The sequence below is a fragment of the Paraburkholderia unamae genome (assembly GCF_003096875.1).
GTDB classification, from domain to species: Bacteria; Pseudomonadota; Gammaproteobacteria; order Burkholderiales; family Burkholderiaceae; genus Paraburkholderia; species Paraburkholderia unamae.
On the sequence record NZ_QEOB01000003.1, the window covers coordinates 117,139 to 142,905 of the forward strand.

Below are 25,767 nucleotides of genomic sequence, written 5' to 3' on the forward strand. Positions count from 1 at the left end.
CACCTGGACCGGCTACTTCTCGATGTCCGCGCCGGCCGCATCGACGAGTTCCGCATCGACACTGACCGCAGCCAACGGATTCTCATCAAGGATTGAGGTCGGCACAGCGCGTGACGTGCTCGAAGTACGCACAACAGAGCAGCTTGTCGATTGCCGTTTCCTCTAGCTCGATACCGAAGAGATCGCGAAGGATCTCGATGGTATAAACGGTCGACTCTACGACGGCAGTGGCGGTTGAAGTCATGTGGTCCATGCAACAGATTAACGGCCGCGGATCGCCAATCTTCATCCCTCCTTGTCGCGAAGCTTAAACGCCGCGCCTCTGCCGACACGAGATTTTCGCGCGGTATACTTACCTCCCCACACACGTCTTTCCACCGCAATGAAGCGCGTCTCTGTCCGCCAGTCTCCGATCCACGGCAAAGGAGTCTTCGCCTTGCGCGCGCTCGATGCGGGGGAGCGAATTTTCGAATACAAGGGGCTGGTGACAACGTGGCGCGAAGCTACTCGCCATTGCGCCCGACGCGAGCACGAAGGCCACACATTCCTCTTCGGCCTGTCAGACGGCCGCGTGATTGATGGCGCCCGCGGCGGTAACAGCGCACGTTGGCTGAACCACGCATGTGCCGCAAACTGCGAGGCAATTGAAGCGTCTGGCCGCGTCTTCATCCAGGCTCGACGCAGCATCAAGGCCGGCGAGGAGCTGTTTATCGACTACGCGCTTGAGGTTCCACCGGGCATGAGCGCTAAGAGCCTTCGCGAGTATCTGTGCCGCTGTGGGGCAAGGCGATGCCGAGGCACGATGTTGAACCCGCATATCTGACCGGCCGTACGATTGTGCAATGCGCGCAGTGCGATCATCGGTCAGCGCCCCACCTCCATCCCATCGACTTCTTACGGGCGGGGCAATAGCGCGAGGGAGGCAGGACCGAAGTCAGCCAGAAGCGGTCATCAAGCACTTTCGCGGAGCGGTCGCAGATCGTTGGCATAGAGGGGGCCCTTGATTTTCGTGCAGGTCTCCGGTTAGGCGCACCTATGCCCGGCGCGGGTCTGGCTTGTGGCCCTGTATAAATTTCGTTTTAAATCAAATCCCTGCCGACTACCCCTGCGGTTTCCCAATTGCGTGGATGGCGGTAACAGTCCAGCGGTTTGATTCGCACGCCGTGACGAAAGACCGAAACTGCAGACGCTGGCTGCATCAGCGACTCAGTGTTTTGGCCTTCAGCTCAGGCTCGGCGACTTGCGGTCGAAGCGTGCAGATCACTGTCGAGACTCGGAAGGATTCGGTGCGCATACCGAGCCACCGGAAAATTGAACGTCCCGCGCAGGTTGATTCCCTCCAGGCGTGTCGGCGCGATTCTTCTCAACTGTTCAGGCGCCAGTGGCTCGCCTGTGGCGGCCTGTATTTCTTCAAGAACGCGTTGCCTATGGTTGGTGTTCCACGCCATCAGGATATTTGAGAGTAGTGTCAGTGCGGACGAAACCGCTGAGAGTGATTCGTGACGGCGTACCAGTTCGACAGGTAGGCCTGATCGCCACCACGCGACCGATCCATCCCGCTGTTGCTAATATCCAACCGCGCTAGCACCGCGGCTACGATGCGATCACAGCCTTTTCCGCCAAATTCAAATAGTCCGGCGCCCGACTGCTCCAGGTCTTCCGCCAGTGACGCCCGCAACAGGACTCTCGCCCGAAAATGGCGGCTGCGCACGGTTGCTTCTGCAATGCCGAGCATCTGCGCAGTTTCCTCAATGCTCATTTCTTCCACAGTTCTGAGCACAAACACCGTTCGGAAGGCTATGGGAAGACTGTCCAGCTTGCGTTCGAGCAATCTGCGGAACTCAGCACGGCTGGCCTCCTGATCGGGTGCGCAGCACGAGTGAAAACAGGTCGCGTCCATATCTGCAAACATCAGATCTTCATCCAGGCAAACTGATAGTATCGGCATCCTGCCTTGCCGTCGCGCATCGCGGCGCAACCTGCCAAGACACTCATTGAGTACGAGGCGTGCGAGCCACGTGCCGAGCGCGGCATCGCCGCGAAACTGGCCCAACGTTCTGAAGGCCTGCAAATAGGCCTCCTGCAACGCGTCCTCCGCATCCGCATCGTTGCGCAGTGTGGCGCGCGCCAACCGGTAGAGTCGACGGTTGTGGTGTCGCATCAGCTCTTCGAAAGCGCGAAGATCTCCCGCTACGACGCGTCGCACAATTTGCAGGTCGATATCACGCGTCGTGCTGTTCTTCACATCAGACATTTCCATTCTCCGCATCGCCCATTCATTTCGGTTCCACGATCACTATCCCCCGCATCGCGGGATGAAACCTGCACGTGTAATAGTAGTGACCCGGTCTTGTGGCCGTGTATCGCCATGAGCCAGCCGGCGCAATGCTGCCAGAATCGAATCCTTTCGCTTTCTCGCTCACGTTGTGGGTGACCAGATCCCGGTTCACCCACATCACGGTATCACCGACATGGATCGTCACGCTCGGCGGCGCGAACTGCATCTGCTCAATCGTGATGACAGCGGGATCGGCAACGGCAAGTCCGGCAACGGCAATACACGCTGTCGCGGCCGCACCCCGCGCAGCCAGGGCTAACCGATTCATTGCGCAGCACCCAGCGCAGCCTGCACGCTCTTTGCGTGATCAAGATGCGCCACGAAAGCTGGCCGCACTTTCACCAGCAATGCCTTAAGCTCGGCGTTTTTCGCACCCGGGATCAATGTCTTGTCGAGGGCGTCGATAACCTGTTCGTGGTACACCACCTCATGGTCGATATAGGCGCGATCGAACTGCGCTCCCTGCAAGGTCTTGAGATGATCGACGTTCGTCTCTCCGCCCTGCTTCAGGCTTTCGCTGACCGGATTGTCCTGCGGTACAACACCGAGCTTATGGACGAGCGCAACGGCGGCCGCATTGACGCTCGTATGGTCCGACACCATGCGCTGGGCGAAGGTCCTGACGTCTTTCTTCTGCGCTTTCGATTCGGCAAGTCTGCCCGCATCAATATCCGCCTGATTCGCACTAACGACGATAGCGGCAATCTGGGAGTCGCTGGGTAACGTGTCCTGCGCGGGAGCGGCGCCACCCGCGCATGCAAGCAGGACGAACACGGCGAGCCTTGACGTCCGTGGCACATAGGTGAGTTTCATCTGACTCTCCTCAAGGGGCGGCCGCGTTCGCCCTGCGTCGGGCAACGGCCAGTTTGACAGCCTTCGCGACAATAGATGTCACGAGTGAGCACGCTGTTCCCGCCGCTCACCTGATCGGCCTCGTTTCTGCGCATAGGGTTAGTACGGGCGCCGATCTGGAATATGGCTCCCACGTTGATCGTTTAGCCGATATGGCGGCACCGATCGGCCCTGCTGTGGCATGTCTCAGGCATCGCGCCAGTCCGCCAGATCAAGCAGCCATGCGATGGCTGCCATCACTTCCTTGAAGGACTGAAATCGTGAACCGAGCCTTGTTATGCCTTGTTGCTTGCGCCCTGCCTTTCGCGGCGCTCGCGGAGACGCCAAAGATTTCGCATGGAATGGTCGTCGACGACGACGGGATGACGCTATATGCCTTCGACAAGGACACCGCACCTGGAAAAAGCGCCTGTGTCGGTGCCTGCACTTCGATGTGGCCCGCCGCGGTCGCGGATCCGTACGACAAGGCGAACGGCGATTGGGGCTTTATTGCGACCTCTGATGGAAAACATCAGTGGACCTACAAGGGCCGTCCGCTATATCGCTTCGCACAGGACAAACAGGCCGGTCAGGTGAATGGAGACGGATTCAAGGGTATGTGGCATACCGTGAAACCCTGAAGTAGCTCAGCGCGCGTTCGAGTCAGTGCAGCAGTACGATGCCAGCAGCAGTTTCGCGTTTCTCAATGACCGATATGTGCTGAATGCCGGGATGTTCGATGTCTCGCGCGACAACGTCGCGGCGCTCACCACGGTCAATGACGTCGAAAGCATGGTCTTCGACAGCCCAAGGACAACGTGAGCCGCGATATCGCTCGATGCGACGATCACGCGACAGTGGAATTTGATCACCAAATTTACCGCTTCGGATGCGAAGATCAACGACAACCCTCAAGGCGCGGCAGCGCGGCGATGGCGCCCTGGCGGCCGAAGTTGGCACGCGCTAAAGCCAGAGACGCGGTAGCCCCAATGAAGATGAATGCTGTAATCCTCGAATCCGAATTGACCTGCCCTCTGTGCGGCTTTGCCTGGAAAGAGGCCATGCCAACGGACGCTTGCAAGTTCTACCGGGAGTGCCCGTCCTGCCGTGCCCTCTTGCGCCCCAAGCCAGGTGACTGTTGCGTGTTCTGCTCCTACGGCTCTGTGGCCTGTCCGCCGATCCAGCTACAGCGATGCTGCTGCACTCCGCAAACCGACCGATGATGTTGACACGCGAGAAGCTCGACTCCGAGCGAATGGTATCGACGGGTGCGGAGGTGCGTATCCTCGCAAGCTCTCCCGGCTGAGAAAGCTCATCACGACGCGGTCAACGTATCACCGTCGACGTGGACGGGCTCGCCAGCGGCCAGCTCTGGCTGGGACGAATAGCTGAAGTTCCGGTAGCTGCCGTCGGCCATTCGCAACTGAACCTGATAGTTGGTGGTCTTGCGCACCTCATGTTCGATACCGTTACCCGAGAGGCCTCCACCAATGGCCGCCGCGATTGTGGCGAGCGTGCGGCCACGCCCCTGCCCGATCTGATTCCCGAGCATCCCTCCCGCGACGGCCCCGCCCACAGCACCGAGCCCGGTTGAAGGCTCAGGCGCCTGAACCGCATTGATTGCGACGATTGCGCCCGAGTCCGGATCGAGGGCCGGCTGCGTCGGCAGCGTGGACTCGGACGCACGTCGATAGACCGCGGCATTCGTATACCGGGGCACTGGCGCATCATGCTCATGACGGACGGGTTCGGGTCGTATCGACGTTCTGACGACAGGGGAGCAGCGACAAGCCCCGCATTAGGCACACGTGCGTGCCCGCGTGAGCATCGGCAGCGACTGCCTGCACGATCCGACGCCCATACCCGCCTTTATCGGACGCGCGAGGGTAGACTACCTCCCGGCAGTCGTACACTCGAATCGGCTCGCTCAACCCCTGCGAATTATGAGTAGCCAGTAGCCTGTGCCTTGAGCGCCTGACGACTGCGCGGGTCGTTTCCTGCGGGGTGACCGGAGCGCGCGCGGCAGCTGCGTGACCTGCCTGCCGCCGATCCAACCAATGCCTCCGGCCTCGCCCCCGGGACTATCGTAACCTGCGGTTGCTCGCATAGGCACTCGCTGAATACCCCGGACGGAATACGGCCCTGTCACACGATCGTTGCGCCACCGTCAGTAATCAGAGTCTGACCAGTCGCATAGGACTGCTGCATGAAATATAGGTAGCCTTGAGCAATTTCTTCCGCGTCGGCTACGTGTCCGACCGGCAGCCTGTCCGCCTCATGTTCGTACAGTTTCTCTCGCTGGCCATCTGGCATGTTTTGCCAGAGAGTCGTTTTCACGAGACCGGGCACGACTACGTTCACACGAATCGGCGCCAGTTCCACGGAAAGCGCGCGGGTGAGTCCTTCCATAGCCGCAAGCGCGCTAGCTACCACCGACCAGCCCGGGCCCGGCCGGTGACTCGCAGTTCCCGATGTGAATACGATTGAACCGCCAGGCCTGATGCCGGGGCTGCCGAATTTCGCAGCTGCGAATGCCCCCCAATATCGGACATCGAAGAAACGCCGAGCTTCCGCAAGCTCCAATTCCGCCAAATTTTTCAGTAAAAGCGGTTCGCCCGCGGTATAAACCAGGTGATCGTAACCGCCCAAGTCGTCAAAGAATTCCCGAATTGAGTCTGCGCTGGTCAGATCCATTGTCAGACCCACAGTGCCCGTCGGCAGCTTGGCTAGCGCACTTTTGACCCGTTCTGGCTGGCTCGATCCGATTACGACGTCGGCGCCCTCGCGAGCCGCGGCGTTGGCTACGGCGAATCCGATTCCCGAAGTTCCACCCAATACAACAACGCGCTTACCGTCCATCTTTTTCATCGACTTTCCTGAGTATATATATTGTTCGACGTCCAACTAGCCAAGTTTCCAGGGAACTCAATCATGGTGCCAACAAAAGCTACGATCGAAAAATTGATTGTGGTTATGTGGCATATCTCCCAAGGAGATAGTGTCGACGCATGCTGAATGGAATCGCCTCGGCCGATGGCGAATGTTCAGATCGAGGAACGCCGAAGTGTTCCAATTGACCTTACTGGCTGGCGAGATTCAAAAGCAGGCCCGTCATTGACCGCCCCAGCGGCTCAGCGGGTTTTTCCTGTGTGGGGCGTCGGATGAAAGAGGAGTAGCACGACGGTTGCGATCCCGAAGGCTGCCCCTGCATAGAACGTCGTGGCTGCGCCCTGGCGCTCCCACAACTGCCCGGCCACAACGCTCGAAACCAGCGTCACGATACCGCTAAGTAGATTGAAGAAACCAAACGCGGTACCGCGCAGATGAGCGGGCGCCGTGTCTGCGACCATCGTGGCAAGCAGACCTTGTGTCATCCCCATGTGCAAGCCCCAAAGCGCGACGCCCACGACGACCACGCTCCAGTTGGTGCCGTGTGCGAGCACGAGGTCGGCGCCAATCAGGACTATGAGACCACCTGCCAGCAGCCGCGTATGGCTCATCGTGTCCGCGAGTTTCCCACTGGGATATGCGGACAGTGCGTAGACGAAATTCATTGCCACCATGACCAGCGGAACGAGCGCAATCGGTACGCCGCTACCCATGGCGCGAAGAACCAGAAACGCCTCGCTGAAACGCGCGAGCGCGAAAATTGCGCCGATTGCGACGACCGACCAGTAGTCCGACCCAAGGCCCCTGAGATTTTCCCATCGCACAGGGTTAGTTCTTTTAGCACTTGCCTCGTGTTTGGGCTCCCTGATACCAAACGTCAACAGCGCAACCGCGAGCACGCCGGGAATGACTGCAAGCCAGAAGGCGAGCCGAAAGTTATCGGCCCACACCAGCATGATGAGAACGGCCAGCAGCGGTCCGAGGAACGCACCGACCGTATCGAGTGACTGACGCAGGCCGAAGGCGGCGCCGCGCAGGTGCTGCGGCGTGACATCCGCGACGAGCGCATCGCGAGGCGCGCCGCGGATACCCTTGCCGACACGGTCAATGACGCGTGCCGCCACCACGACTTCAACTTTCGGTGCGAGGGCAAAAAGCGGCTTGCTCAGTGCACCAAGCGAATACCCGGCTACAGCCAGCCATTTCCGGTTGCCGAGGTAATCACTCAACGTCCCAGAAAATACCTTGACGATGGGAGCCGTGGCCTCCGCGATGCCTTCAATGAATCCAATCGTGCCCGCGCCGGCGCCGAGGGTAGCCAGCAGAAACATGGGCAGCAGGCTGTGAATGATTTCGGATGAGATGTCCATGAAAAGACTCACACATCCGAGAACCCACACGCTGCGCGGAATCTGCCTGACGACACTGACTTGCGGTTCGCCTTGCATTCGATAGGGACGGCATCAAATAGCACGTTCGAGGAGCGCGGCCGCATACGCGGGCCAGGAAAAAGCCTAGGGTACGCCGCCGGCAAGGAGCGCAACCAGAAACACCAGTGACGAGAGCGCGAACAGGCTCACGCCGAAAATTACCAGGAAGTTATTCATTCCACCGCTGCTGACTATCGAACGCCGGGATCGTATCCGGGTGTAGCTTAGGGCTGGCTTAAAGCGTGCCAGCTTCGATCCCGGGCTCTCCGCTGCAACTCCGGCGACTCCGCTGCCCGGACACGCTCCTCCCTCGCAGGCCCCGGCCTCCCGCCGAATCGTCCCGGGAAATTCCTGACATGCTCCGAGGTAAAACCTATACCTCAGTACCCTATCCAGGGTAATATACCCCCCTACCGTATTTAGGGGCCCGCTGTGAGCCACACCATTCGCGACAAACAGAAACTGCTTAACCGGGTGCGCCGCATCAAGGGACAGGTCGAGGCCATCGAGCGCGCGCTTGAGGATGAACGCGGCTGCATGGATGTGCTGCAACTCATCACGAGCAGCCGCGGCGCGATGAACGGCCTGCTCGCCGTGGTGCTCGAGGACCATATCCGCACCCATCTCGTCGACGCGGAAGCCGACCACGATCATGGCAGCGGGAAAGAGCAGCTGATCGAAGTTGTCCACAGCTACTTCAAGTGAGAGAAACATGAGCAGGTTTGAGGACGCCGCTTTCGGGGCGGGACACGACCATATCTTTCTGGGCGCGGCCCATGAGGACAACGAGCGCAGGACGTGGATGGTGATTGCGCTGTGCAGCGCGATGATGGTGGCCGAGATCGTTGGCGGCAGCCTTTTTGGCTCACTGGCACTTGTCGCCGATGGCCTGCACATGTCGACGCACGCTGGCGCGATGCTCATTGCCGCGCTCGCGTACACGTACGCACGCAAGCATGCGAGCGACAGCCGTTTCGTATTCGGCACGGGCAAACTGGGGGATCTTGCAGGCTTTAGCAGCGCCATCGTGCTCGCCATGATCGCGCTGCTCATTGCGTACGAAGCCGTTTCACGCTTCCTTTCGCCGGTACCGATTCACTTCGGTGAAGCCATCCCAATTGCCGTGCTTGGCCTGCTCGTCAATCTTGCGAGCGTCTGGCTGCTGAGCGGCAATCACCACGGCCATAGCCATGGACATAGCCACGGTCATGGACATAGCCACGGCCATGATGACGAACACGGTCACGAGGACGAGGTGCATCACATCTTCGCTGGCGCTGGCGCATTTGCCTTGTCGGTCTTCGAAGACGGTGTACCGCCTGTCTTCCGCATCACGCCCGAAACGGCTTCCTCGAAACTGAGCGCCGATGCCGTTTCCGTCACGACGATCCGCCCGGACGGCACTCGGCAGACCTTCGCGTTCGCGGACCGCGGTGGCTACCTGGAATCGAAGGATGACATTCCCGAGCCGCACGCATTCCAGGCTGTTGTCCACCTGCCCGATGGCGAGCAGCAGTTTGCGTTCGAAGAGCATGACCACGACCACAACGACGCATCGGCAGCTGCGCACCGCGACCACAACATTCGATCGGCCTACGTTCACGTCATTGCGGACGCCGCCGTTTCCGTGCTGGCCATCATTGGCCTGCTGCTGGCCCGCGAGTTTGGCTGGGTCTGGATGGACCCGCTTGCGGGCATTATCGGTGCCCTCGTTATCGCAAACTGGTCGTGGGGTCTCATGCGCGACACGGGGGGCATTCTGCTCGACATGAACCCGGACCGCCGCATGGCCGAGAACGTGCGCCATCTCATTGAAGACAACGGGGACACTGTTCTTGACCTCCATGTGTGGCGTGTAGGCCCCGGGCACATGAGCGCGATCGTGTCGGTGGTCACCCGTGAGGCACTGCGCAGCCCCGGCTACTACCATGCCGCACTCAAGCGCTTCAAGGGACTGTCACACGTGACGGTTGAGGTAAACGCCCCCCGCGCCGCGGCCTGAGCCATGGCCGTCAAATCACCCTGCATCGATCTTTGCGCGTTCGATGGCAAGACCGGATTCTGTACCGGTTGCTACCGGACGCGCGAGGAAGCACGGGGCTGGAGGAAGATGACCGACCACCGGCGCCACCAGATCCTCAATGAAAGGTCCCGGCGACAGGCGAAGCTGGGACACGAAACGACGCAGGCGTCGAAACAGGACTGACGGGGCGAATACCTTATCGCGGCGCCATGATCCGCAGCACAGGATGCCCGTCGACGCCTTTCAACGGGAAGAACGACCGGTGCGTCGCCGCATCGACATCGACAACGTGCGCGTTCGGTCCCACATGTCCGTCGCCAATCTTCGACACGCGGAAGGCGTCGACACTGAACATCGAGACGACGCCGGCCTCGCCTGCCACAAAAGCCACGCGCAACGCGGGATCGTACGTAAGCACGTCAGGATCGCCGCCGACGTCGAACGCCGAGACAACCTTCATCGTGCGCATGTCGAGCACCAAGAGGCGATCGTTGTCCTCACACGCGATCAACGCAAGGCGTGACTCCGGGACAATCAGCAGGCCGTGATTGCCTTTCGCACCCGGCAGATCGATACGGGAAACAATCGTATTGCTGCCCGGATCGATCTCCACCAGCTGGCGTCGCGTCTGCACGTTGACGAAGATGTGGCGCGAAACCGGGTCGTATTGCGAATTGCCAACTTCTCCGTCGAGCGCAATCGTGGCAATCACGCGATTGCCCGGGACATCTATCACCGTCTCGGTCTCTCCCGTCTCATCTGAAACGTAGAGCCTGCGTAAGTCGGGCACGTACGCCATGCCGTCCGGATAGATGCCGCCAGGCGCCCGGGAGATGATTTTCAGCGTGCGCTCGTCTATCGCGACGACCTCATTCGTGCCGGTTGCCGACGCGTACACACGGGACAGTTCGGGCACGACCAGCACGCCATGCACTGACGCGACGCCGGGTATGCGCGCGACGACGCGGGACGCAACGGTATCGAACACCACCACTTCGCTGTCGCCCAGGTGCGCGATGAAGAGCAGGTGCCTGGCAGGGTCGTAGCTTTCATAGTCGAACCGCGTTGCTCGTCCGGGTAGCGGGACATCCTCCACGTGCTTCAGTGGCAAATTGCCGGTTTCCGCGTCGTCCGCACCATGTGCGCCGCAACCGGCACCGGTCCCGGCTGCAACCGCGATCGCGAAAAGCACGCCGATGAGTGCCGAGGCGAAGCGATGGCCTGCGCGTGCGCTCTTCACGATGGTCCCCCGTCCGCCTTGATATGACGGAAAGAGGCAAGCACCGCGAGATCGTAGGCGATCTTGAGTGCGCCACATGCGATCAGCGGCGCCCCAAGCCATCCCGCTCCAAGCAGGCCGCCGGCAATCGTTGGCGCGACGGCCGCCGCCAGGCTACGCGGCACCGCCGTAAAGCTGGCAGCGGCCGGCCGTTCAGGTGGCGTCACGACGGCCATCACGTAAGCACTGCGCGTCGGCACATCAAGCTGAGAGAGCGCGCTGCGCACAAGCAATAACACCAGGGTCAGCGACAGCGTTGGCGTGAAGGCGGCAGCAATCAGGCACACGCTCGACGGAATGTGAGTGAACACCATGGTGTTGAGCAGGCCGATCCTTCGCGCGATCGGGACCGCGGCCAGTTGCGACCCCGCGCTGAGCAGGCCTGACCAGAAAAAGAACTGGCCAGCAGCCGCGAGCGAGAGGCCAAAGCGCTGGATCAGCCACAGCGTGAGCAGCGAGTTCACGAGCAGCCCTCCCGCAAACGCATCTACGCTGAAGAGCATTGCGAGACGTGTGACAATTCCGCGAGACGGGCCGAGCGGTGTGCGGGCGGCCGTCGTGTGTGCCTCGCGTTTCGGCAACCTGAGGTACAGCAGGAAGACCATGAGGCCCGTTACCGCGTAGACGATAAACATTGCGCGCATGGCGAAGAGCGCGGACACGCCCGCATGCGCCGCAATCCAGTCCGGTAGTCCGGCCAGCAAAGCGCCCAGTGCAGCCGAGAATCCACCCACCAGGCTATAGCGGGCGAAGAGCGCGGTTCGGGCGTCGCCCTTCGCCGATTCTGCGAGGCGTGCGTGCTCAAGTGGCAGAAACAGGCTGACATCACCCGAACCCGGATTGAGCGTGCCGACAAACGCCACCACGAGCAGCGGCCAGAGTGATGACAGGAATCCAAACGCAACACCCGTTGCCGCCATCAGCGCCGCAGCGAAGAGCAGCAGCGCACGCTGCGGGTAATGGCTACCCAGCAGGCCGACGGCAATCGTCGCAACAGCCGATCCCAGCAGCGTGACAGTGCCGATCAGGCCAACCGTAAGCTTGCCGAAACCGAGCGAGAGCAGATACGCCGGCAGCAGCACGGCGACGAATCCGTCGCAGAGTCCGCGCAGGCTCCGTGCGGCGAGCAGCAGCCATACGCTATGGTCCACGTCCGCAGACGGAGGCAGGCTAGATACTGGCGCCCTGGCAGGAGTCATTGCAGCACCTGTGCTTTCGTGTCGGAGGCACGCCACGCACGTACAGACTCCGCGCAGGGATCAGGCCGACGAGCGTGACGGCATAGCCGCCTGAAGTCTCATCGCAGCGTTGTCCCAGTTGATGATGCTGAACAGCTGGCTGACATACTCATTGCGGCGGTTCTGATACTTCAGGTAGTAGGCATGCTCAAAGACGTCGATGACCAGGATCGGCTGGATGCCCCATGCCGTGAGCTTCTGGTGGTTCTCGCACTGGAGGATCATGAGCTTTCCGGACGCCGGGAGATAGCCGACGACACCCCAGCCTGAGGCTTCAGTCGCAACGGTCGCTGCAACGAGTTGCGCCTTGAACTTCTCGTAGGAGCCGAAGTGGCTGTCGATCACCTTTGCGAGCTCGCCCTTTGGCTCACCACCCTTGCCCGAAATGCTCGTCCAGTAAATAGTGTGCAGGATGTGGCTGGACAACTGGTAGGCAAGCTCCTTCTCGTGAAACTTCACCAGCGCGAAGTCGCCGGTCTCGCGTGCCCTGGCGAGCCCTTCCTCCGCCTTGTTCGCGGCGGCGGCGGCCGGCTTGTGATGGAAGTTGTAATGGAGCTCCACCGTTCGGGCATCAACGACTGGTTCGAGCGCATCGTAGGCAAACGGCAGTGGCGCCGCCGCATACTTGCCGTCCGCGCTGACAAGCCTGTCGACATCGCCAGGCGTACTGGAAGCGTGAACCATCTGCGCCTGGGCAAGCATGACTCCTGCGCCGACTGCGGCGGTGTCGTGCAGAAAGTTGCGACGCGTTTTCATTTGCATTCCTCACAGGTTTCCCGCACGCGGTTTATGTGGCGTGCAGGTGGAGAAGCGGATAGAGCGTGAGCCCGATCAGGGCGGCTGCGACGACGATCACAGGCTCCGGAAGCTTCCTGAAGCGCCACAGCAGCACCACGGTTGCGAGCGCGATCAGCGCGGTAGGCCAGTCGATGACCGAACGCCTCGCAATCACGATGACCGAACCGGCAATCGCACCAACGGCCGCGGCGGTAATGCCGTCGACAAACGCCTTGACGGCCGGAAGCCGCCCGTATTTCTTGAAGTACGGTGCGGGTAGCACGGTGAACAGATAGCACGGCAGAAACGTGCCGAGCGCGGCGACGCAGGCACCAGCCAGGCCTGCAACCAGATAGCCGATAAAGCCGACCGTGATGACGACCGGCCCCGGTGTGATCATCGCGACTGCCACGGCATCGACGAACTGTTTGTCGTTGAGCCAGTGGTGTTCGGTCACGACGCCGCCGTAGAGGAACGGCACGATCGCAAGGCCAGAGCCGAACACGAAGGCACCCGCCTTCGTGAAGAAAAGGCCAATCTGGCCAAGCAGTGGGAGATCCAGGCCGCTGAACACGCCTGCAAGTGTGGGCGCCTGGGTCACAGCCAGTGCGTTGAGACCGCCTTTACCGAGCCAGCGGGGCGGCGAGCGGCGCAGCCAGTTGACGACGCCACCCGCGATGAAAAGCCACGCAATTTCGGATTCCGTGGCGACCGTCACCGCCGCGAGAATCAGGTAGACGACCCAGAGCAGCTGGTCCGCGCCTAGCGTCTTCGTCGTCAGCTTGCAGGCGCTCATCGCGATGATGCCGACTACCGCCGCACCAACGCCGTAGAAAACCGCCTGCATCCACGAGAGTCCACCAAAATGCGTATAGGCCCAGCCCAGCGCGACGACCATCAGGAATGACGGCAGTACGAAAGCGAGGCCCGCGACCGTTGCGCCCAGAAGTCGGTAGTGCACGAAGCCGAGATAGATGCCAAGCTGCGCGGCGAGTGGACCGGGCATCATTTGCGCCAGTGCGAGCCCTTCGCGATAGTCCGCCTCGGCGATCCAGCCGCGCTGCTCAACCAGATCGCGACGCATGTAGCCAACGAGCGCAACCGGTCCGCCAAAACCGACCGTGCCGAGCTTCAGCATGTAGAGCGCGCCATCTGGCCGAGCGTATAGCCGGGCACATGCGCGGCCGTCGTGCTCATGAGCGCCTTCCCTTGTCGCTGCCTTTTTCGCTTGCCGCGAAGTGGGCATACATCGAGTCGAGCACCGGGCTCATGCCGTCGAGCACCTGGTCGTCGTCTGCCGCTCGCTCGCGGGTGCCGGCCATGACCGCTTCGAAACCGATGGCTTCTGGCACATTCGCACCGCCCACATCGAGCGCGTGAACCAGTGCGCCGAGCCGCAGTAGCGCCGGATCCGTGTCCAGCCCGAAACTCGCCAGCAGTACCTCGAACGTGACGCGTTCGCCGACATGGGTAAAGGCGGCGCCGTCGAAATCGAAGCCGAGCGCGTCCGGCGGGCAGGCGTCCGGCGAAGTCAACCAGATGAAGCGAGCGTCCCGGTCGATGAACCGGCGGATCAGCCATGCACTCGCCACACGGTCGACCCACATTCGCCGGCGGGTCGCCCACGTCCGCCCCTGATAGTCCCCGGCAGAGAGCGAACGGATTGCGCGGTCTGCCGGGTGTGGCTCGCCAGGGGAGAGAACCGTATCGACGTGCGCCACAAAATCCTGCCAGGCCGCCTCGGCACGCGTTGCCGCCTCGCCCGGAAAGAAGTCGATCGCAGCAATGGCTTCGTAGTCCTTGCGCAGGCGCCGCAACACCTTCGTCAGTTCGGCGGCCGACTGGCCTGAAACCGCCTTCCGGGCATCGGCGAGCGTGCGGATGAGGCCGTCGTACTCGTCGGCGCGGTCAAACAGCGCGCGGAATTCGCCTTCTTGCGACTCGTCCAGGCTGGGCGCGCGCAGCAGATGGGCTGTGCCACCGCTTTCACCAATGGCGCTCGAAAGCTCACGCAGCACGCCCTCGCCCGCTTCCGTGTACGGCAAGAGGTAGATGCCGTCGCGCAGGACGGCGCAGCCCCGCGCCTTGAGTGCGCGCCAGAAACGCATGCGGGCCGTCGCGTTCTCGGTGGGCAGGGTCAGTACAAGGACCGACCAGGTCGATAGTGATTTCATGTAGGATATGCTACGTTGATGTAGCACTCTCTACAAGTTAACTTTTTATCGACCAGAATCCCGTTTGAACCGGCGCATGCCTGGCCGGACGCCGCGCTGTTCTGCGCAATGTCGGTCCAGCGCCGAAGACCAGGAAAGGCGGTCACCATAAAACCGCCTGCGCGTGGACGGCCCGACGCGATTCCTGGCATCCCGTCCACGATCGCTGTGTTGCTGGCAGGTTCCCTGACCGGATCCAATGCGCGAGCCGGTTTGACCACATATGCGTCTTCAGCTACATCACATAGCGAACAAGATCAGCACTGTGGTGGAGTGATATGTGAACCACAGCAGTCGTCAGCAATGTGACGAGCGCGACCACCAACAGCACGGGCGAACCTCGTGTATCGCGGTCCCTGAGATGATGGGCTACGGAAAGAAACACGATCCATGCCGTGCCGAGGCTTAGACCGGCCAGAATGTCGGATAACCAGTGAACACCGAGGTACAGGCGGGAGATGGATATCAGTGCTATTACCGAACCACTTATCACGGCAATCCTGAACTGCGCGCGCTTTTGATGGCCGCGACAGACGAGGTACGTGAGGAAGCCATAGATGACAATGCTCAGTGTCGCGTGGCCGCTTGGAAAGGAAAAGCTTTCAATACCTTCGTAGATAGACACCGGTCGTGACCGTTGCACAGCAAATTTGATTAATTTCACTGATGCTTCAGCCATCGCGATTGCGACGATCCAGTACCCGGCCGTCCGCCATTCGCGCCGAACCAGGAGCACAGACAGCACGGCCAGAAAGACGGGAATCGTGACCGCAGCATCGCCAAGCTCCGAAGCTGCCACCATCACGTGGTCGACGAGCGGAGTGCGAAGCCCATGCAGCCCCTTGTGGAGCATCCGGTCGACGGCGACCAGGGGGTCCCCGCTGAGGATGTCTTCGAGAATCCCGAGAAACAGCCAGATGCCGCCAAGTACCAGCATGACGGCCACCGCCAACTTCGCAAAACCCGTACGGCGAAGCACAAATCGCCACCCCTCTTCGCCGCCAACCACAGCTCCAGGCTCCATATCGGAAAACCGTCGCAACAACTTGCAGAAAAACGCGCTCAGCGGCTTCATCGGGAACCTCCGGTGACCCGTGCTGGACACAACCTGCGGCACGCGTCGGTCGCCATGCCCCCCGCCTGCCCGCGTTGTGAGAAGGTCAGGCCCAAGTGTCCGCTGGATCGGGCGCTCGGGACGCCCCGACGCGATATCGGCAACTTTACCTGTAATCTGGACGCAACCTTACGTGCATAAGCACCGACGACGCGAGATCGAGAGGCAACCGGATTTTCGCAACCGCAGCACAAGACACAGTCTGCGGTAGCATCACCACTCTTCCAGCTGGCACGTGTTAATCGGATGTCCATGAAGGTACTCATTGTCGAAGACGACTCCGCGATCGCCGCGAACCTCTACGACTATCTCGAGGCCGGCGGCTATGAGGTCGACGTAGCGGCCAATGGCAACGCGGGGTTGCAGATGGCGCTCGCCGACTCCTGGGACGCCATCCTTCTCGATCTGTCACTGCCGGGCATGGACGGCCTCACGCTCTGTCGCAGGCTGCGGGAAGAGGCGGCCCGCGACACCCCCGTGCTGATGCTGACCGCGCGCGACGCGCTTGACGACAAGCTCGCGGGTTTCGTGCACGGCGCCGATGATTACCTGGTCAAGCCGTTCTCGTTGAAAGAAGTGGGCGCACGGCTGGGCGCCATGATCAAGCGCTATCGTGGCCAGGTCGCCACCATGGATCTTCGCTTCGCGGACGTGCGCCTCGACCTGTCGACGATGACGGTCGAACGCGCCGGACGCCCCGTCAAGCTTCCGCCCAAATGCCTTCACTTGCTGCGCGTCCTGATGCAGTCGCCCCACCGCACCTTCACCCGCGCCGAGCTCGAGGCCGAAGTCTGGGGGGAGGAACTGCCGGACAGCGACACGCTGCGCACACACGTCTATACCCTGCGCCGGGCGCTGTCCCGGCCCGCCGAAACGGACGTGATCGAAACGCTGCATGGCGTCGGGTACCGGCTCGCGACGAGTGGCGGCGATGCGAAATAGCCTGCGCTTCAAGGTCGCCCTGTTCTTTTCGGTGCTGACCATCGCGCTGCTGCTCGCCCAAGCGCTGGGCGTGCGGGCGCTGGCCGAAGCGCAGGAAGAGCGCCTGATCGCGGCGCTTATCCGCGACGACATGACAAACGTGCTCAAGGGCTACCAGGCCAATCCGGCATTGCTGCCGCCATTCGACGTACGAATGAACGGCTACGTTTCCGGCGCGGATCGCGAGTCCGTCGCGCTGCCCGCGACGGTCAGGAACCTGCCATTCGGCACGCACGAAATCATCATCGACGAACGGGAGATCCACGTCGCCATCGCGCCCATGGGAACAGCAGGCACGGCACGCCTGTACCGGGTCTACGACTTCAACATCTACGAAAAGCATTTCAAGGAAGTCATCAATGCGTTGATGGGCGGAACGGGCATATTTGCACTCCTTACGATATGGCTGTCCTTTGGCCTGTCCGGCCTGCTGGTGCGACAGGTTGCGGGGCTCGCCAGGCAGGTGAAGACGCTGCGGCTCGGAGAATCGGCGCCGATCCAGCCGGGCAAATACGATGAAACCGAACTCGCAGGGCTTGTGGAGGCCTTCAACGACTACCACCAGCGCATGGCCGGCATGATCGCGCGCGAGAAGGCGTTCACGGGGAACGTCAGCCATGAACTGCGCACGCCGCTCACGACCATCAAGACAAGCTGCGAGCTGCTCGAGCAGGATGCGGCAATCCGCGGCAAATCGCGCGCGCGTTTACAGCAGATCGAGCGAGCGGCAGACAACATGCGCGAACTCGCCAACGCGCTGCTCATGCTCGCGCGGGAAGACTCCGCGTGCGAAGTGGAGCCGGTGGCGATGGCGAAGATGATCGAAACCGCGCTGACACCGTTTGCCGACCGGCTCGCCCAAAAGGGGCTTCAGACGACCATCGACATAGACGGCGACCTTCATGTCATGGCGAACCGGCCGGCGCTTGCGATCGTGCTCTCCAACCTCGTCGACAATGCCGTGCGCCATACCGACCGCGGCGGCCTGCACTTTCGCTACGCCGAAGGCTGGCTGTCTATCGAGGACACGGGGCCGGGTATTCCGGCGCATGCGATCCCGCATGTCTTTGACCGGTTCTACCAGGCGGGATCGCCGGACGCCTCGCCCGCTGGTGTCGGGATCGGCCTGTCCATCGTCAGGAAGCTGTGCGAGCGCTACGGGTGGCCGATCGAGATCGGCAGCGAGCCCGGCCAGGGCACGCGCGTCTCGCTGCGTCTTCCGGCTGCGAGCCGGACCTGAGCGAGGCGCCACGGGAACCCAACGGGTTCTTGACGAAAACTTCACAAGCCGTGGCGTAGTCTTCGTCCCGAAAGCCGCCCACATGGGCGGCACAACGTCCAACGGGATGCCTGAATGCGCCGCGCGCTATGGATTGTCTTCATCGCCTTGACGGGGGTGGGCGGCTGTACGACCTATCATCCCCAGCCAATCGCCCCTGACCAGATTGCCCGGGAGTTCGGGCAGCGCTCGCTCGCAAACGACGAACTGCACGCATGGATCGTGCGCGAAACCGGCCACGAGATCACACCGTGGCCCCCCGCGCGCTGGAACCGCGAACTGCTCACCCTGGCGGCGTTCCACTACAGCCCCGCGCTCGACCTGGCCCGCGCCCAATGGGGCACCGCCAACGCCGGCATCGACGTCGCCAACGCGCTGCCCAACCCGGTCCTTCAGCTACCGTTCCAGTTCAACACACCCAATCCGGGGCCCGGAGCGCCCTTCACGTGGGGCCCTTCGCTCGATATCCCGATCGAGACCGCGCACAAGCGCGGCTATCGCGTCGATCAGGCGACGCACCTGGCGGAAGCGGCGCGGCTGAACATCGTCACCACGGCGTGGTCGGTCAGCGCGCAGGTCCGGGACGCCATGCTCGCCCTGTACGCCGCGAGTGCGCGCATCGTGATCCTCTCCGCGAAGGCGCAAGCCCAACGGCAAATCACGGTCATGAGCCGCCACCGCCTCGCAGCGGGCCAGTTCTCGCAGCCCGACGTCGACGCCGCCGTGCTTGCCGACACCCAGGCCCAGAGCGATCTGGCCGCCGCGCGAAGCGCCGAAGCGGACGCGCGCGCGCAACTGGCGGCCGCCATCGGCGTGCCGGTCGGCGCGCTCGACAGCGTGACGCTCGATCTGAGCGCTTTCGGCGCGGCAGCACCCACGCCGCCGGCGGCGGACGCACAGCGCACGGCGATCTTCCATCGCGCCGACCTGCGCGCCTCCCTTGCCGATTACGCCGCAGCCGAATCGGCGCTTCAACTCGAAGTCGCGAAACAGTACCCCGACATCCACCTCGGCCCCGGCTACACGTACGACACCGGCACCAACAAGATCGCCTTCGGCCTGGCCGGCATCACGTTGCCGATCTTCGACCAGAACCAGGGGGGCATCAAACAGGCCGAGGCCAAACGCAAGGAAGCGGCCGTGCGCACCGGCGCGCTCCAGGACCGGATCATAGGCGACCTGGCGCACGCCCTGACGCGCTACCGGTCGAGCACCGAAGCATTGCAGATCGCCGACGCCCACCTCGCGGCGGCCCGGCGGCAACGCGACAGCCAGGCGGCGGCGTTCTCCACCGGCAACGAAGACCGGCTGAGCTTCACACAGGCGAAAGCCGACTATCAGACGAGTGAAAACGCCCGGCTGGACGCCGAAGTCGCCGTCCAGCAGGCTGCCGGCGCACTCGAAGATGCGATGCAGTCGCCGCTCGACCACGACGCAGCGAGCCGCACCCTCAGTGAAAGCACGACACGATGAAACTCCGGCTGATCTTCTTTTGCGCCCTTTCACTGGCCCTCTGCGCAGGCACGGGCTGGTACATCATCAACCAGGCGTTTGACGACTCCGGGGCGTCGGCCGCCGCGGCGGCACAGCCCGCACCGCCGCCCGCCGTGCAGACGGTCAACGGCGAAACGGTCGTGGTCGTGAGCCCCGATGCGCAGCGCGCGGGGCACATCGAAGTCGCACCGCTTGCCGCCGTCAGGACCCAGCCCGGCATACACGCCGACGCCACGGTCGTCGATCTACAGCCGCTTTTCGATCTGCGCAACCGGCTCGCAAGCGCACGCGCGGACGTCGACACGTTCAGCGCTCAGGCGGCCGCCTCACGGGCACAGTACGACAGCAGCCGCACGCTCTTCGCCGACGACCGCAATATCTCGCAGAAAAGTCTCCAGGCCGCGCAGTCGGCAATGCAAGGCGACGCGGCAAAACTGCGGTCTGCGCGAATCGCGCTGGAGGGTCTTTCCGGCACGTTGCGCCAGCAGTTCGGCGCTCCACTCGCCAGCGCCGCGACGGCGCCCGCCTCGACGCTGTTCCAGCGTCTCCAGGCGGGCCAGTCGGTCGTGCTCCGTATCACGCTGCCTTCCAGCTTCGCCGCGCCGCCGCCCGTGCAAATCGCAATCGACGCACGCGACGGCCATACCGTGCCCGCTCAAAGGCTCTCCGCTTCGCCGCTCGCCGATCCCGCCGTACAGGGAACGCCGTGGCTCTATGTCGCCGATACCGCACTGCCCGCGAACCTGCGCACGAGTGCGCGCGTGCCGACATCGAGCGAGGCGGTATCCGGGCTGCTGATTCCCGGGCAGGCGGTGGTGTGGTACGGCGGTCAAACGTGGGCTTACGTGCGCACGGCGCCGGACCGCTTCACGCGGCGCTACGTGCCGGCGGGCAACGAGGGCGATCGCGGCTTCATGGTGACAGCCGGCGTGACAGCCGGCTTTCACGCCGGCGACCAGATCGTCACGCAGGGCGCACAACTGCTGCTCTCCGAAGAGACCAGGCCGCAGAGCATCGGCACCGCCTGCAAGGACCCGCCGGAGTGCGATGACTGATCCCGCGACCCGGCTGTGCAGACCGCGCCCAGAACAACCCCACGCAACGTCCCATGCTTGACGCGATCATCCGCTTTTCGCTGCGCTTTCGCGGCGTCATTTTCTCGCTGGCCATCATGACGGCCGGCTACGGCCTCTTCTCGATCACACGCGCGAAGCTCGATGTCTTTCCCGAATTCGCGCCGCCGATGAGCATCGTGCAGACGGCCGCGCCAGGCATGACCAGCGAGCAGGTAGAGACCCTCGTCACACAGCCGGTCGAAAACGCCCTCGGCGGCATGACCGGCCTGCGCTCGATCCGCTCGCGGTCCATGCAGGGCCTCTCCTCGGTCACGCTCGTTTTCGACGACCATGCCAACGTGATGCAGACACGGCAGCTCGTCACCGAGCGCATCAGCGCTCTCGCGGGTGCGCTTCCGGCAGGCGTTCCGGCTCCCCAGCTCCTGCCGCTCACCACGACGACGAGCGTCGTGCGCACCATCGGCCTGACGTCGAAGACGCGCTCGCTCGCGGACCTTTACGACATCGCGCAGTGGACCGTCAAACCGCAGTTGCTGAGTGCGCGCGGCGTGGCCGACGTGATCGTGTTCGGCGGCGATACGCGCCAGATGCAGATTCAGATCGACCCCGCGAAGCTGACCCGCCACGGCCTGTCGATCCAGGGTGTCGTGGCCGCGGCGCGCCAGGCCACGGGCGTGCGCGGCGCCGGATTCATCGAGACCCGCAATCAGCGCATTGCCGTCAACGCCGATGGCCAGATCGCCACACCGCAAAAACTCGCCGGAGTCGTGCTGCGTGCGAGCAACGGCGCGGCGGTTCGCCTTGGCGACGTCGCCAGCGTGACCTGGGGCGACGCACCCGCTGCGGGCGCGGCATCGATCATGGGCAGGCCCGGCGTGATGGTCGTGATGGAGAGCCAGTACGGGACCAACACGATGGCCGTGACGCGCGACATCGAAAGGACGCTTGCCGGGCTCGGGCCCGAACTTACCCGCCAGGGCGTGGACGTGAATCCAGACGTCTTCCGGCCAGCCAACTTCATCGAGGCTTCCGTCGGCCACCTGCGTATGGTGCTCATCGCCGGGGCCTTGCTGGTCATCGCCGTGCTGTTCCTGTTTCTGCTCAACGTGCGCACCGCCGTGATCTCCGCCGTTGCGATTCCCATGTCGCTGCTCGTCGCGATCATCGTGCTCACCGCGTTGGGCGTCAGTCTGAACACGATGACGCTGGGCGGGCTCGCCATTGCGCTGGGCGAAGTGGTCGACGACGCCATCATCGACGTCGAGAATATCTATCGCCGCCTGCGCGAAAACCGCACATTGGATGAGCCGCTGCCGGCGTTTCACGTCGTGCTGCGTGCCTCGCTCGAAGTCCGCAGCGCCGTGGTATTCGCCACCTTCATCGTGATGCTGATCTTTTTGCCCGTGCTCACGCTCACGGGTATCGGTGGACGCCTCTTCGCCCCGCTGGGCGTCGCCTATATCCTCGCTGTGCTCGCGTCGCTTGGCGTCGCCCTCACGCTTACGCCCGCGATGGCGCTCGCACTGCTGGCGAAGGGGCCCTTGCCGGAGCGGGAACCTCGCCTGATCGGCCGCCTCAAGATCCGCTACATCGCACTGCTCACGAAAGTCGAACAGCATGTGACGGCGATCATGACGATCATCGCGGTGATGTGCGCCGCCGCGCTCGCGTCGCTTCCCTTCATGAGCGGAAGCTTCATTCCGCAACTGCGCGAAGGGCACTACACCGTTCACATGGGGCTCGCGCCGGGCACCTCGCTCGCGGAATCGATGCGGGTCGGCACGCAGGTCTCGCAAGCGCTGATGCAGGTGCCGGGCGTGCGGCTCGTCGCGCAACGGGCGGGCCGCGCGAACGGCGTGGTCGACCCGACCGGCGTGCAGCTCTCCGAGTTCGAGGTCGACCTCAAGCCGATGGGGGCATCGGCCCAGCACTGGGCGCTATACCGGATCCGACAGGCGCTGGCGCGCTTTCCGGGCCTCTCCACCTCGGTCAACACGTTTCTCGAAGAGCGGATCGACGAAACCATTTCGGGTACGACAGCGCCCGTGGTTGTGAATGTCTTCGGCAGCAATCTCGACGTCATCGATCGAACGGCGCAGCAGATTGCCCAGTTGATCGGTACGATCCACGGCGTCGCCAGCGTGCGGGTGGATTCGCCACCTGGCATTCCCGAACTGGACGTGAAGCTCAATCCGGACGCACTGAGCCGCTGGAGCTTTCGCCCGGTCGAAGTGCTCGACGCGATCCAGGCTGCGTATGCCGGTGTAACCGTCACGCAAATCTACGAGGGCGGGCGCGCCTATGACGTCGCCGTCGTGCTCGACCCGGCACAGCGCAGATCGGTCAGCGACGTGGGCAAACTCATGCTAAGCAATGCAGATGGATTTTCCGTGCCGCTTTCCACGCTCGCGACGATCTGGCAGGTCGCCGGCCGCTACCAGATCACGCACGGCGGCGGCCAGCGCGTGCAGACGGTGTCGGTGAATCTCGGCAGCCGGGCGGTCAGTGACTTCGTGAAGGAAGCGCAGGCGCGTGTGAATCGCGAGATCAGGATGCCGACGGGTACGTACGCCGTTTTCAGCGGCGAGAGCGAAGAGCGCGCGCAGTCGCAGCGCGACCTGCTCGCGTACGGCGGGATGGCGCTGGTGGGCATCGCGTTGCTGCTATTCCTCGCGATGAAAAACCGGCGCGCCGTGTTGCTGGTTCTGATCAACCTGCCCTTCGCACTCGTGGGTGGCGTGCTGGGCGTGGTGCTCACCGGCGGGAACCTGTCGCTTGGCAGCATGGTGGGTTTCGTCACGCTGCTCGGCATCTCGCTGCGCAATTCGATCATGCTGATTAGCCATTACGAGCATCTGGTGCACATCGAAGGGTTGGCATGGACTACCGACACCGCTGTGCGCGGCGCGTCGGAACGGCTCGTGCCGATCCTCATGACCGCGTTGGTCACCGCGCTCGCGCTCGCGCCGCTCGCCGTGACGAGCGGCGCGCCAGGCAACGAAATCGAAGGGCCGATGGCCATTGTCATCCTTGGCGGCCTGCTCACATCGACCGCGCTGAACCTGATCGTCCTGCCAACGCTGGCCTTGCGCTACGGCCGCTTCGCGCGCGACGAAGCCGCAGAACCGGGGACCACGAATGCATGAGACGGACAAAAGGAGGTCACCGGGCGAGAAGAACCTGCACCTGCTGTTCGAATTGACTTTGGGCTTCAAGGCAGTCTTCGCGATTGCCGAAATTGCCGCTGGTGTCGCGACCTGGCTGGTCCCGCAACGGTACTTTCTGGCGCTTGTGCTGTGGGTCACCCGTGATGAGTTTGCCGAGGATCCACACGATCTCGTGGCAAACCTTCTCCTTCACACCGTGCAGCACCTGTCTGTCGATGCCCAGCGATTCGCCGCGCTCTATCTGCTTGGACACGGGGTGATAAGGCTCTGGCTAGTGGCCGGCCTGCTGCGCGAAAAACTCTGGTACTTCCCTTTCTCGATCGTTATCTTCGCGCTGTTCATCGCCTACCAGACCTACCGCTTCACGAACACCCATTCGGTCTGGCTACTGCTGGTGACGGCACTGGATGTCGTCGTCATCGTCCTCACGTGGCACGAGTCCCGGTATCTTCAAAACAGCCGCGAGATCGCTGTCCCGGGTTCGTGAGTCGGCGGGACCTGGAATATGCCTGCTATCGTCCACGTTTACTTCACGTACTGCGCGGTGCAGAAAGCGCTCATGCCGTCCAACCGGCAGAGGCGTTTGCGCGCCCAAAAAGCTGCGCGCGGTAATCGATCGACGCGTGGCATACGCGATACGTCGATGCAAAGGAGGCGACCATATATGCGACATACAGATTCACTATCCTCGCCGGCGTGATCACACTCGGGATGACATCACATGCAAGCTGGGCGGAACAAACCGTCAACGCGACACTGCTATCGAACTCGATCCAGCTTGGGACGCACAACGTGAAGACAGATCTCTCGGACGATGCTCTCCCCGTCAGTAAGGGAAAGGTGCTTGAGCGCAGGCTCAACAAGATTGGTGAAATCGAAGATATCGGTTTTGTCACGATAACGATTACAAGTTGACCAAAGCCTGATATCGATAGGACTGCTTATGCTGCCAACGAATAGAACAGCTCGGCAACAGTTTGTCGGGCGCCGTCACCTTTCATCTGCCCCTTGGCAATCATATGAGCCCTCGATACCACCGAGCAGGATGCGGGCGGACCGGAAACTCTTGAACCCGAGCATGGGGCGGATACGCCGCTTGATCGCTCGGTGGTCCTGTTCGATGATATTGTTCAGGTACCTCGCCTGCCGGATCTTGATGGGTGTTTCGCGTTCGGCGTTGATGGCTTCCAGCGCTGCCAGATTGGCGCCACTTTTGTAAATCGTGACCGTCTCGGGTTCGCCATTCTGGGCGATCGATTCTTCGAAATACCGCCGCGCCGCAGTCTTATCCCGATGGGCCCGCAACAGAAAGTCGATAGTGTTGCCGGCCTTGTCGACTGCGCGATACAGATATTTCCATTGGCCGTTCACCTTGATGTAGGTCTCGTCGACGCGCCAGCTCTTGCCGACGGGGCGCTTGTGGCGGCGAAACGCCTTTTCCAGCACCGGCAGCAGCTTGAGGGCCCAGCGATGCACGGTTGAATGATCTACCGAAACGCCTCGCTCCGCCATCATTTGCTCCAGGTTGCGCAGGCTCAGCGGGTAAGTCACATACCACCGAACGCAGGTCAGGATCACGTCAAGCGGGTAGTGCAGGCGTTTGAGCACGCGTGCCACGGCCGGATTCAGCGTCTTCAT

At 62.5% G+C, this 25,767-nt stretch carries 27 protein-coding genes and 3 pseudogenes; 15 read left to right on the plus strand and 15 right to left on the minus strand.

Features of this window, described 5'->3' with window-relative positions; genetic code table 11:
* Positions 1–3: 3 nt before the first annotated feature.
* Positions 4–96 (plus strand): hypothetical protein, encoded by a 93-nt coding sequence (locus C7402_RS48165; RefSeq protein WP_341869235.1) that lies wholly within the window; start codon positions 4–6, stop codon positions 94–96.
* Here the strand turns inward: C7402_RS48165 and C7402_RS46825 are convergent.
* Complete coding sequence (locus C7402_RS46825) at positions 86–244, minus strand: hypothetical protein (RefSeq protein ID WP_208948906.1); 159 nt, start codon at positions 242–244, stop codon at positions 86–88. The two genes, C7402_RS48165 and C7402_RS46825, sit on opposite strands and share 11 nt — an antisense overlap.
* A gap of 138 nt (positions 245–382) precedes the next feature.
* On the opposite strand from C7402_RS46825, the gene C7402_RS07460 reads away from it, so the two are divergent.
* The gene (locus tag C7402_RS07460; RefSeq protein WP_112174931.1) at positions 383–823 is read left to right on the plus strand and encodes an SET domain-containing protein; all 441 of its coding nucleotides are present in this window, start codon (positions 383–385) and stop codon (positions 821–823) included.
* Between the two features lie 403 nt (positions 824–1,226).
* Here the strand turns inward: C7402_RS07460 and C7402_RS07465 are convergent.
* The 4 genes and pseudogenes from C7402_RS07465 to C7402_RS07480 form a co-directional block, all read right to left on the minus strand.
* A pseudogene (locus C7402_RS07465) lies at positions 1,227–1,526 on the minus strand (Tn3 family transposase); the annotation flags it as partial.
* Positions 1,469–2,254 carry an RNA polymerase sigma factor gene (locus C7402_RS07470; RefSeq protein ID WP_112175061.1) on the minus strand — a complete coding sequence of 262 codons (786 nt, stop codon included), beginning with the start codon at positions 2,252–2,254 and terminating at the stop codon, positions 1,469–1,471. The pseudogene C7402_RS07465 and the gene C7402_RS07470, both read right to left, overlap by 58 nt.
* Positions 2,255–2,276: 22 nt before the next feature.
* A complete protein-coding gene (locus tag C7402_RS07475) occupies positions 2,277–2,606 on the minus strand; it encodes a cupredoxin domain-containing protein (RefSeq protein WP_112174930.1) in 330 nt (109 codons plus the stop codon).
* Positions 2,603–3,151 (minus strand): DUF4142 domain-containing protein, encoded by a 549-nt coding sequence (locus C7402_RS07480; protein ID WP_112174929.1) that lies wholly within the window; start codon positions 3,149–3,151, stop codon positions 2,603–2,605. Before C7402_RS07480 ends, C7402_RS07475 begins: the two co-directional genes overlap by 4 nt.
* A gap of 299 nt (positions 3,152–3,450) precedes the next feature.
* On the opposite strand from C7402_RS07480, the gene C7402_RS07485 reads away from it, so the two are divergent.
* From C7402_RS07485 to C7402_RS47615, 3 genes are all read left to right on the plus strand, one after another.
* Complete coding sequence (locus C7402_RS07485) at positions 3,451–3,810, plus strand: COG4315 family predicted lipoprotein (protein ID WP_372460495.1); 360 nt, start codon at positions 3,451–3,453, stop codon at positions 3,808–3,810.
* A gap of 25 nt (positions 3,811–3,835) precedes the next feature.
* Positions 3,836–3,991 (plus strand): hypothetical protein, encoded by a 156-nt coding sequence (locus C7402_RS46830; protein ID WP_165841812.1) that lies wholly within the window; start codon positions 3,836–3,838, stop codon positions 3,989–3,991.
* 173 nt (positions 3,992–4,164) lie between these two features.
* Entirely contained in the window at positions 4,165–4,392 is a 228-nt protein-coding gene (locus C7402_RS47615; RefSeq protein ID WP_112178360.1) for a GDCCVxC domain-containing (seleno)protein, read from the plus strand.
* Between the two features lie 92 nt (positions 4,393–4,484).
* On the opposite strand, the gene C7402_RS07495 is transcribed toward C7402_RS47615, so the two are convergent.
* From C7402_RS07495 to C7402_RS07505, 3 genes are all read right to left on the minus strand, one after another.
* A complete protein-coding gene (locus C7402_RS07495) occupies positions 4,485–4,889 on the minus strand; it encodes a glycine zipper 2TM domain-containing protein (RefSeq protein ID WP_372460496.1) in 405 nt (134 codons plus the stop codon).
* Positions 4,890–5,314: 425 nt separating this feature from the next.
* Complete coding sequence (locus C7402_RS07500) at positions 5,315–6,037, minus strand: SDR family oxidoreductase (protein ID WP_208948907.1); 723 nt, start codon at positions 6,035–6,037, stop codon at positions 5,315–5,317.
* Positions 6,038–6,300: 263 nt separating this feature from the next.
* Entirely contained in the window at positions 6,301–7,506 is a 1,206-nt protein-coding gene (locus C7402_RS07505; RefSeq protein WP_116610123.1) for an MFS transporter, read from the minus strand.
* 414 nt (positions 7,507–7,920) lie between these two features.
* Between C7402_RS07505 and C7402_RS07510 the strand changes: the two genes are divergently transcribed.
* The 3 genes from C7402_RS07510 to C7402_RS07520 are packed head-to-tail and all read left to right on the plus strand — an operon-like array spanning position 7,921 to position 9,694.
* A complete protein-coding gene (locus C7402_RS07510; RefSeq protein WP_112174650.1) occupies positions 7,921–8,193 on the plus strand; it encodes a metal/formaldehyde-sensitive transcriptional repressor in 273 nt (90 codons plus the stop codon).
* Positions 8,194–8,200: 7 nt separating this feature from the next.
* Positions 8,201–9,490: a CDF family Co(II)/Ni(II) efflux transporter DmeF gene (gene dmeF, locus C7402_RS07515; RefSeq protein WP_112174649.1), complete on the plus strand. Its 1,290-nt coding sequence runs from the start codon at positions 8,201–8,203 to the stop codon at positions 9,488–9,490.
* A gap of 3 nt (positions 9,491–9,493) precedes the next feature.
* Positions 9,494–9,694: a DUF1289 domain-containing protein gene (locus tag C7402_RS07520; RefSeq protein WP_112174648.1), complete on the plus strand. Its 201-nt coding sequence runs from the start codon at positions 9,494–9,496 to the stop codon at positions 9,692–9,694.
* 13 nt (positions 9,695–9,707) lie between these two features.
* On the opposite strand, the gene C7402_RS07525 is transcribed toward C7402_RS07520, so the two are convergent.
* The 6 genes and pseudogenes from C7402_RS07525 to C7402_RS07550 form a co-directional block, all read right to left on the minus strand.
* Positions 9,708–10,691, minus strand: a complete 984-nt coding sequence (locus C7402_RS07525) for a YncE family protein (RefSeq protein WP_372460501.1) — start codon at positions 10,689–10,691, stop codon at positions 9,708–9,710.
* Between the two features lie 56 nt (positions 10,692–10,747).
* A complete protein-coding gene (locus tag C7402_RS07530) occupies positions 10,748–11,989 on the minus strand; it encodes an MFS transporter (RefSeq protein ID WP_112174646.1) in 1,242 nt (413 codons plus the stop codon).
* A 60-nt stretch (positions 11,990–12,049) separates the two neighbouring features.
* Entirely contained in the window at positions 12,050–12,784 is a 735-nt protein-coding gene (locus C7402_RS07535) for a superoxide dismutase (protein WP_244314766.1), read from the minus strand.
* Between the two features lie 31 nt (positions 12,785–12,815).
* Positions 12,816–14,002 (minus strand): annotated as a pseudogene (locus tag C7402_RS07540) (chromate transporter).
* Entirely contained in the window at positions 13,999–14,979 is a 981-nt protein-coding gene (locus tag C7402_RS07545; RefSeq protein ID WP_116610124.1) for a chromate resistance protein ChrB domain-containing protein, read from the minus strand. The pseudogene C7402_RS07540 and the gene C7402_RS07545 overlap by 4 nt, the downstream one beginning before the upstream one ends.
* Positions 14,980–15,253: 274 nt before the next feature.
* A complete protein-coding gene (locus C7402_RS07550; protein WP_244314767.1) occupies positions 15,254–16,093 on the minus strand; it encodes a phosphatase PAP2 family protein in 840 nt (279 codons plus the stop codon).
* 291 nt (positions 16,094–16,384) lie between these two features.
* Here C7402_RS07550 and C7402_RS07555 point away from each other — a divergent pair, with 291 nt between their 5' ends.
* The 7 genes and pseudogenes from C7402_RS07555 to C7402_RS47620 all read left to right on the plus strand — a co-directional run.
* Positions 16,385–17,074 (plus strand): response regulator transcription factor, encoded by a 690-nt coding sequence (locus C7402_RS07555; protein WP_112174663.1) that lies wholly within the window; start codon positions 16,385–16,387, stop codon positions 17,072–17,074.
* The gene (locus tag C7402_RS07560; protein ID WP_112174664.1) at positions 17,064–18,353 is read left to right on the plus strand and encodes a sensor histidine kinase; all 1,290 of its coding nucleotides are present in this window, start codon (positions 17,064–17,066) and stop codon (positions 18,351–18,353) included. The genes C7402_RS07555 and C7402_RS07560 overlap by 11 nt, the downstream gene beginning before the upstream one ends.
* 114 nt (positions 18,354–18,467) lie before the next feature.
* Positions 18,468–19,865 carry a TolC family protein gene (locus C7402_RS07565; protein WP_112174643.1) on the plus strand — a complete coding sequence of 466 codons (1,398 nt, stop codon included), beginning with the start codon at positions 18,468–18,470 and terminating at the stop codon, positions 19,863–19,865.
* Positions 19,862–20,941 carry an efflux RND transporter periplasmic adaptor subunit gene (locus tag C7402_RS07570; protein WP_112174642.1) on the plus strand — a complete coding sequence of 360 codons (1,080 nt, stop codon included), beginning with the start codon at positions 19,862–19,864 and terminating at the stop codon, positions 20,939–20,941. Before C7402_RS07565 ends, C7402_RS07570 begins: the two co-directional genes overlap by 4 nt.
* A 53-nt stretch (positions 20,942–20,994) precedes the next feature.
* Complete coding sequence (locus C7402_RS07575; protein WP_112174641.1) at positions 20,995–24,108, plus strand: efflux RND transporter permease subunit; 3,114 nt, start codon at positions 20,995–20,997, stop codon at positions 24,106–24,108.
* Positions 24,101–24,616, plus strand: a complete 516-nt coding sequence (locus C7402_RS07580) for a DUF2127 domain-containing protein (RefSeq protein ID WP_116610125.1) — start codon at positions 24,101–24,103, stop codon at positions 24,614–24,616. The genes C7402_RS07575 and C7402_RS07580 overlap by 8 nt, the downstream gene beginning before the upstream one ends.
* A 173-nt stretch (positions 24,617–24,789) precedes the next feature.
* A pseudogene (locus C7402_RS47620) lies at positions 24,790–25,014 on the plus strand (hypothetical protein); the annotation flags it as partial.
* Between the two features lie 56 nt (positions 25,015–25,070).
* On the opposite strand, the gene C7402_RS07590 reads toward C7402_RS47620, so the two are convergent.
* Positions 25,071–25,767, minus strand: a protein-coding gene (locus C7402_RS07590; protein ID WP_116610126.1) for an IS6 family transposase whose coding sequence is annotated in 2 segments (ribosomal slippage) — positions 25,071–25,155 and positions 25,154–25,767 — 699 coding nt in all. Because the reading frame shifts where the segments join, the coding sequence is not laid out codon by codon here.